The following is a 7,288-nucleotide window of genomic DNA, read 5'->3' as shown; positions in this document are numbered from 1 at the left end:
CGGCCGGATCCCGCCTCACCCCCGGATCCCGCCTCACCCCCGGATCCCGCCTCACCCCCGGATCCCGCAAACGCGCGCGCGTTTGCGAGACGCGCGCGGAATAGCCCCGGAATCGGGCACGAATCCGCGCGCACCTGACGAATGCGCGCGCGTTTGCGCCGCCGATCAGGCTCAGGCAGGGGCGAGGAACGCCGCCAACGCGTCGGCGTAGGACTTCACGTCGCTGGCTCCCATCAACTCTCGTGAGGAGTGCATGGCCAGCTGCGCTGCTCCCACGTCCACTGTCGACAGGCCGGTACGCGACGCGGTGATCGGCCCGATGGTCGATCCGCAGGGAAGGTCAGCGCGATGCACGTATCGCTGCAAGGGAACTCCGGCCTGATCGCAGGCGAGCGCGAAGGCACCGGCACCTGCGGAATCCGTTGCGTAGCGAAGGTTCTGGTTGACCTTGAGTACCGGTCCACCACCGAGTTCGATGCGGTGTGCGGGCTCGTGCCGGTCAGGGTAGTTCGGGTGCGTCGCGTGCGCCATATCGCCTGAAGCACAGATGGATCCGGCCATCGTGCGCAGGAATTCCTCACGGCCGCCGCCGCGTCCCAACACGATGCGCTCGAGCACGGTGTTCAGCAGATCCGAGAACGCACCGCGATCGGACATGCTGCCCACTTCCTCGTGATCGAACAGGGCCAGCACCGGAGTGACATCGGTCGGATTCTCCACTGCCGCAAGCAAAGCCTGAGTTCCGGCGTAACAGGTACCTTGATTGTCCAGACGCGGCGCGCTGACCAACTCCGACTCGACGCCAACGACGGCACTGGGCGCGAGATCGTGCGTCATCAACTCCCAACCCAACACCGAATGCGGGTCGACGCCTTCTCGCTCGGCGACGTACGCGATGAAGGATTTCGGCGAATTGCCTACGCCCCAAATGGCATTGACGTGTCGTTGCGGGTCCAGGGTGACGCCCTTGCGGTCCTCGGACAGGTGGATCGCCAGCTGCGGAACTCGCAGGATCGGCTCGTCCACCTTCACCAGTACCTCGCGCGCAGCGTTGCCGTCGCGCACGCTCAGCCGGCCGGAGATGCCCAGATCGCGGTCGAGCCAGGAGTTGAGCCACGCGCCGCCGTACGGTTCGAGACCCACCATCTGCCAGCCCGCCGATTCGAGATCGGGATGTTGCTTCACCCGAAGGTTCGGGCTGTCTGTGTGCCCGCCGACGATGCGGAAGGGGCGATCAGGAGTGGAGCCTGTGGAACGACCCGAGGATCCAGGAGTGGAGCCTGTGGAACGACCCGAACCGTCACGCTCGGTACTCCACGCGACGAGAGAACCGCCGCGGATCAAGTAGTAGCGGCCGGGCTCCGTCGGCCAGGCATCGGTCTCGTCGAGCCGCGCGAAACCGGCCTCCTCGAGCTGCACCGAGACCGTGTTGCAGACGTGGAACGGCGACGGCGAGACGTCGACGAAGTTGCAGAGACCGATTGCAGAAGCGTTGGACGACATGGGAACCATTGTGGCAGCCGCCGCGTCGAACGCATCAAGAGCACACACGGACTCGGGGGAGCATCATGAAATTTCAGACTTTGCCGAACTACGGCGCAGTTCACGCCACCACATTCGCAATCGTGCGGATGAAGACCATCGAGGTGTTCCGCAGGCGCGGGGTGGTGGTTCACCGCGTGGATTCGACAACCCTGGCGACGGGATCAGGGGTGCACTTTCCGCTGGAGAACCTTTTTGCTCGCTGCTCGAAGGCAGGCAGATCGGCGTGGGACAGCATCATCGACAGCCATGTCGATGTCATGCTCGAGGTGATGCGCGAAGCCGACCCGACGTTCATCACCTCGTTGTCGGACAACGAGTTCCACACGAGGTTGCGCGAGCGCGTCGTCGCACCGACCGCCCTCGAGACGCTGGCCGAATACGAGTACGCAGTCCCCCTGGTCGACGCACCCGGATCGCCGATGCGTGTGCTGAATCTGTCGTCTCCCAATCGAGCGCTGACGCTGGCCGATCGGCATCTCGCCGGCCGGGACATGCAAGCAGCCTGGGCTGCGGGCCGGAACAATACGGCTGCGATGCAGTTCGAGGACGCTCGGATCCTCAGCAGGGATGGCATCGACGTTCATGTTCTGAGCGGCGATTCGATCTACCTCGCATCGAAGGTCGCAGACATGCCCACCTTGATATCGACGCACCTCGGGGAGTGCTTGTACGGCCTACTGTTTGCCGTTCCCAGCGCCTACGAACTGGCCGTCCACCGGCCGAGCAACGCTGACGACGCACTCGAGGCAGCTGCCGCACTCGCTGAACTGGCCGACATGTTCAGTTGTGACACACCGAGCCCACTGTCGCGCTCGGTGTTCTTCTGGCGAGACGGCGAGTACTGCGACGTATCGCACGGGCCAACGGGCGTTTTCGCCTCTACCTTGACGGAGTTGCGAGCGTGCGCGGCCTGACCGCGATCACGTGCCGGTACCCGCCATTCGGGCGGCGGGGTGGTGGGCCGTCCCGCTGCAGCATCACGAATGCACCCGCAAAGACATCCCAGCCGAGCTCAGCTTCGTCATCAATGTCGCTGACGGTGCGGTCGAGGCACCAGGCGATCCGCTGCCAAGCCTGGGCCCGTTTGTCGGCAACGGTGCGCTGACCTGGGCCGGCATTCGATGCTCAGTGCGAACCGGACACACAGAACACGTTGCCGTCGGGGTCGCTCAGCGTCACCCAGCGAAAGTCGCCCATGGTGTGTTGCTCAACTTCACGTGCACCCGCCTCGACCAATCGCGCGACCTCACCGTCGAGGTCACCGGTGGTCATGTCGAGGTGGACGCGATTCTTGCCTGACGTCGGATCGTCGATCTTCTGGAAGGCCATCCGGTACGGGGCCGCAGCAAGAGCGACAACGTAGAACCAGCCGTCGTTCTCCTCCACGATCGTGCCGTCGACCTGCGCCGCCCACCAGTGTGCGAGTGGTCCGGGATCGGTGGTGTCGAACGTGATCATGCCCAGTGTCAGTGTCATGGCGGCACAGTAGCCTCGACCACCGACAGGTTCGGGTCAGGCGTTGACGATCGTGTCCAGTGCCGAGTAGAAGATTCCCAAGCCGTCGTCGCTAGGCCCGGTCAGCGGCTCGGTGGCGTGCTCGGGGTGCGGCATCAGACCGACGACCCGACCGTTGGCCGAGGAGATACCGGCGATCCCGCGTTGCGATCCGTTCGGGTTGGTGCCGCTGTAGCGGAAGATGACGCGTCCCTCGCCTTCGAGCTCGTCGAGCACGTTCTGCGGTGCCTGGAATCGTCCCTCGGCGTTCTTGACCGGGATCAGGATCTCGGCACCGGGCTCGTATCGCGACGACCATGCCGTGTCGGTGTTCTCCACCGCCAGCCACTGATCGCGGCAGACGAAGTGCAGACCCTCGTTACGGGTGAGCGCACCGGGCAGCAGTCCCACCTCGCACAGCACCTGGAAGCCGTTGCAGATCCCCAGGACCGGCATGCCGCCCTCGGCGGCCTTCACGACGGACTCCATCACGGGGGCGAAGCGCGCGATAGCGCCGGCCCGCAGGTAGTCGCCGTAGGAGAATCCGCCGGGGACGACGATGGCGTCGACGTTCTTCAGGTCCGCATCGGCGTGCCACAGGCTGACCGCCTCGCCACCTGCGAGGGTGACCGCGCGAGAGGCGTCGACGTCGTCGAGGGTTCCGGGGAAGGTGATGACACCTACGCGGGCGCTCATGCGACGGGCTCGACCGACACCCGAGTGACCGTCCAGTCCTCGATGACCGTATTGGCCAGCAGTGATTCCGCGATCTTCTCGAGCTCGGCGTCGTCCACGGTGTCGTCGACCTCGAGCTCGAAGCGCTTGCCCTGTCGCACGTCGGATACACCGGAGATGCCCAGACGGCCCAGCGCGCCCGCGATCGCTTGACCCTGCGGATCGAGAATCTCGGCCTTGGGCATGACATCGACAACGACTCGGGCCACGAAAGCGCTCCTTGAAATACGTACAGCAAGACAGTTACCGGCAGGTGGGAGTCTACGCAGCCCTGGCGGGAGGCGCGAAACCGCGCTTACTGTGGAGTGCATGCGGCTGACACACTTCGGACATTCCTGCGTTCTCGTCGAACTGAACGGCACCACCGTGTTGTTCGATCCCGGCACGTTCTCCCACGGGTTCGAGGGCATCACCGGACTCGATGCCATCCTCGTCACCCATCAGCATCCGGATCACGTGGATCTGCAACGACTTCCCGCTCTGGTCGAGGCAAATCCGCGAGCGGCACTGCACGCCGATCCAATGACCGCGGGCCAATTAGGCGGCAAGTGGTCAGCGGCTCCCGCAGGCAAGGCCTTCACAGTCGGAGGCATCACGGTCACCGGCGTCGGCGGAACCCACGCCGTCATCCATCCCGAACTGCCCGAGATCGACAACACCGGCTACCTGCTCGGCACCCCGGAGAATCCAGGCCAGCTGTTCCACCCCGGCGACTCGTTGTTCGTCCCGGAGCAGCAGGTCGAGGTTCTCGCGCTTCCCGCCGCCGCGCCGTGGTCGAAACTCTCCGAGACCGTCGAGTTCCTACGCGCAGTGGCCCCGAAGATGGCGTTTCCCATCCACCAGGCCATCGTCGCGGAACAGGCCAGAGGCATCTACTACGGCCGCTTCAAAGAGATGTCCGACGCCGAAATCCGCGAGCTTCCCGAGGAATCGTCCGTCTCGATCTAGCCGATGACCTCGGGCGGCAGGGTGCCGATCATGGTCACCTGCGTCCCGTCCCACCGATAGTCGATCGTCACCGGGCCGCCGGTCGGGTTCGCGTTGGCGTCGTTCGCGAGAGGCCAGCGGTACTCGACGGTCACGGTATCGGCGGTCTGGCCCACCACCGAGGTGAACGAGGTGGGCTCGAGTGTCGCCGTACCGAGGTAGTCGTAGTTGTGGCCTGCGAAGAAGAGGAGGTGGGTCGGGGACGATACGGTTCCGCCGGTGTCGGCTCGCACCCAGGTGAACGGCGCGCAGGTGTCGCCGATCTTCGTTGCGATCCATGGCTCGCCCGGGAAGTACTCGGGCAACGACGCAACTGCATTCACCACTCTCGTGGAGTCCAGACCCAGGCAGATGGGGTACTCCGAACCCGGTGCATGCTGTTCGCCGTCGGGTAGCGAGTTGTTCTCCGGTAGCGCCTCGGTGTTCGAGTCGACCGGACCGTTGGGCTCTGCATCCTCGCCCGCGACCACTGGCTGGGTCGCCTCGGACTGGGCCTGTGGCTGGACGGGCTGGGGCTGGGCGCTCGAGGTGGGCGCACCGCTGGCCGTCGCTGCAACCGGTTCGTCCGAGTTTCCGCACGCGACGAGAATCAGCGCAGCAATGGTGACGAGAACGAGTCGTTTCATAAGACCACCTGGTTCGATTTACGGGACGCCAGGTATGTCCGCTCGCAAACGTGTTCTGTTACATCACATTTCGATCAAGGTGCTGTTACATTCACCGCGCAGGCAATTGTTGCTCCACTCGTCGTACGCTCCGCGGTGTTTCCGCGGATATCGACGCACAGTGGAGCAACCGTTGCACCCGTCAGTCGAGCCGGACCAAATCGCGTAGTGCTGACTCGTCCACCGCGTCCAGGCCGTCGAGGAACGCGACAGCGAAGGACCCCGGCCGCGACGTCGACTGCGCCGCTATCTCCGACGCCACCGCAACATGCGCGTGCGCGGCGACAGCACCGATCAACGCATTCGGTGACACGGAGCAGTACGCCGCCGTCAGGGCACCCAAAGCGCATCCGGTAGCCGTAACTCGTTGCAGCAGTGCACTTCCACCGCCGAGCTTCACCAAGGATCCTTGCCCGACGATGTGGTCGACTTCCCCCGAGGCCGCCACGATCTCGGCCCTGTCCAACAACGATCGCGCCGCATCGACGGAATCTGCCACGCGCGCAGACGAATCCACCCCTCTCGATCCGCCGTCAGCGCCCGCCAGACCCATGACCTCGGACGCATTCGCGCGAATGACGCTGGGCCGGTTGGCAAGTAGCTCGACGGCCACCTCGGTGCGCCACGGCAGACCTCCCGCTCCCACCGGGTCGAGGACCCAGGGCTTCCCCGCGTCCCTCGCTGCGGCCGACGCCAGCCGAGAACTCTCCACCTGTGCGGCCGTGGGAGTCCCGAGATTGACCAGCACTGCGTCGGCGATCTCGGCGAAACCGGCCGCCTCCTCCGGGTTGTCCACCATCGCCGGAGCCGCCCCCGCGGCCAACAATGCATTCGCCACGAACTGAACCGAGACGGTGTTGGTCAGGCACTGCACCAGCGGATTGCGATCGCGCAGAAGACGATGCGCGGCAACGATGTCGTCCAGGGTCACAGTCGAGGCACTCATTGTTACGAGTCTACGACCGCAACCACCCCGTTCGCGTCAATGGACCACTGCACACGTCTGAGCGCTGCAAAGGCTCATTCACGCCGCGACCCCGTGCGCGTGAATAGCACTTTGCATACGTCTGGGGCGTGCAAGGGTCCATTGACGCGGGAGCGGAGCGACCGAAACAGACCGCTAGGCCACGCGGGCTTTGGTTCGCGGGATCCATTCGTACACCCCGGCCTCGGCTCCGTGGTGGAGGGAGAGGTCGATGGCGTCGAGGATGGCCTGTCGCGGTCCGGGACGTCCGAGTTGTTTGGCACTGATGGCCAGGCGCACCACTCCGTCACGTCGGGCTGTGCGACCTGCGCCGAGTACCAGAGCTTTGAACCACCAGGGCTCGGCCTTGAATCCTTCGCCGATTCCCCAGACTCGGGCACGCACGACGCCGTCACGGTCGAGGTCGTGAATGCCGTTCAGTGCAGCCAACATTCGGAATCCCGCATCGGGTAGTGCTTCGACGGCTCCGGGTGAGGCGATCCAGCGCGGAGCGGCGAAGACTCGGGTGCGCAGTCCGGTCTGTTCCATGACGCGGTCTGCCGCCATCAGGCGCAGTCGAGCTTCGTGACGAGGTAGAGCGGCGAACTCGGAGCGTCGACGCTTCGTCGCGGCCTGGTCGTAGCCGTGCAGAACGATCGCGTCGCCGCCGTCGCGTCTGGCCCGCAACCACTCCTGGGTGGGCACATCCGCCGCAAGACGGTATTTGTCTTTCAATCGCGGTGCGACGAGCAGCGACAATGGGACGCCCCGTCCGTCGAGGATCCGCGCGAACTCTGCGGCATGCTCGTAGGTGTCGTTCTTGATTCCGCTCACCGACACGATCAGGCGTCCAGACATGACTCGAGCCTCGCACACCAGCGTGAACGAGGCTCGAAGT

Annotated in this window: 9 protein-coding genes; 2 read left to right on the top strand and 7 right to left on the bottom strand. The window is 64.9% G+C overall.

Annotated elements, in window-relative coordinates:
- Positions 1-171: 171 nt before the first annotated feature.
- Positions 172-1,512, bottom strand: a complete 1,341-nt coding sequence (locus CH275_RS27930; protein ID WP_094681376.1) for a M18 family aminopeptidase — start codon at positions 1,510-1,512, stop codon at positions 172-174.
- A 56-nt stretch (positions 1,513-1,568) separates the two neighbouring features.
- On the opposite strand from CH275_RS27930, the gene CH275_RS27925 reads away from it, so the two are divergent.
- Positions 1,569-2,459 (top strand): hypothetical protein, encoded by an 891-nt coding sequence (locus CH275_RS27925; protein ID WP_094681375.1) that lies wholly within the window; start codon positions 1,569-1,571, stop codon positions 2,457-2,459.
- 211 nt (positions 2,460-2,670) lie between these two features.
- Here CH275_RS27925 and CH275_RS27920 read toward each other — a convergent pair whose 3' ends face one another.
- Genes CH275_RS27920 through purS form a run of 3 tightly spaced genes read right to left on the bottom strand, consistent with a single transcriptional unit; the run spans position 2,671 to position 3,983 of the window.
- A complete protein-coding gene (locus CH275_RS27920) occupies positions 2,671-3,021 on the bottom strand; it encodes a VOC family protein (protein ID WP_094681374.1) in 351 nt (116 codons plus the stop codon).
- 36 nt (positions 3,022-3,057) lie between these two features.
- The gene (gene purQ, locus CH275_RS27915; RefSeq protein ID WP_094681373.1) at positions 3,058-3,735 is read right to left on the bottom strand and encodes a phosphoribosylformylglycinamidine synthase subunit PurQ; all 678 of its coding nucleotides are present in this window, start codon (positions 3,733-3,735) and stop codon (positions 3,058-3,060) included.
- Positions 3,732-3,983, bottom strand: coding sequence for a phosphoribosylformylglycinamidine synthase subunit PurS (gene purS / locus CH275_RS27910; RefSeq protein WP_094615475.1), 252 nt, complete (start codon positions 3,981-3,983; stop codon positions 3,732-3,734). The genes purQ and purS overlap by 4 nt, the downstream gene beginning before the upstream one ends.
- Positions 3,984-4,083: 100 nt before the next feature.
- On the opposite strand from purS, the gene CH275_RS27905 reads away from it, so the two are divergent.
- Positions 4,084-4,722 carry an MBL fold metallo-hydrolase gene (locus CH275_RS27905; RefSeq protein ID WP_094681372.1) on the top strand — a complete coding sequence of 213 codons (639 nt, stop codon included), beginning with the start codon at positions 4,084-4,086 and terminating at the stop codon, positions 4,720-4,722.
- Here the strand turns inward: CH275_RS27905 and CH275_RS27900 are convergent.
- The 3 genes from CH275_RS27900 to CH275_RS27890 all read right to left on the bottom strand — a co-directional run bounded on the left by CH275_RS27900 (position 4,719) and on the right by CH275_RS27890 (position 7,248).
- A complete protein-coding gene (locus CH275_RS27900; RefSeq protein ID WP_094681371.1) occupies positions 4,719-5,387 on the bottom strand; it encodes an LppP/LprE family lipoprotein in 669 nt (222 codons plus the stop codon). The genes CH275_RS27905 and CH275_RS27900 overlap by 4 nt on opposite strands.
- A 181-nt stretch (positions 5,388-5,568) precedes the next feature.
- Positions 5,569-6,372, bottom strand: coding sequence for a hydroxyethylthiazole kinase (gene thiM / locus CH275_RS27895; protein ID WP_094681370.1), 804 nt, complete (start codon positions 6,370-6,372; stop codon positions 5,569-5,571).
- 174 nt (positions 6,373-6,546) lie between these two features.
- Complete coding sequence (locus CH275_RS27890; RefSeq protein WP_094681369.1) at positions 6,547-7,248, bottom strand: DUF2334 domain-containing protein; 702 nt, start codon at positions 7,246-7,248, stop codon at positions 6,547-6,549.
- Between the last annotated feature and the right edge of the window lie 40 nt (positions 7,249-7,288).

Source organism: Rhodococcus sp. 06-235-1A, from assembly GCF_002258785.1.
Classification (GTDB): domain Bacteria; phylum Actinomycetota; class Actinomycetes; order Mycobacteriales; family Mycobacteriaceae; genus Rhodococcoides.
This window is presented reverse-complemented; position numbering and strand designations above follow the sequence as displayed.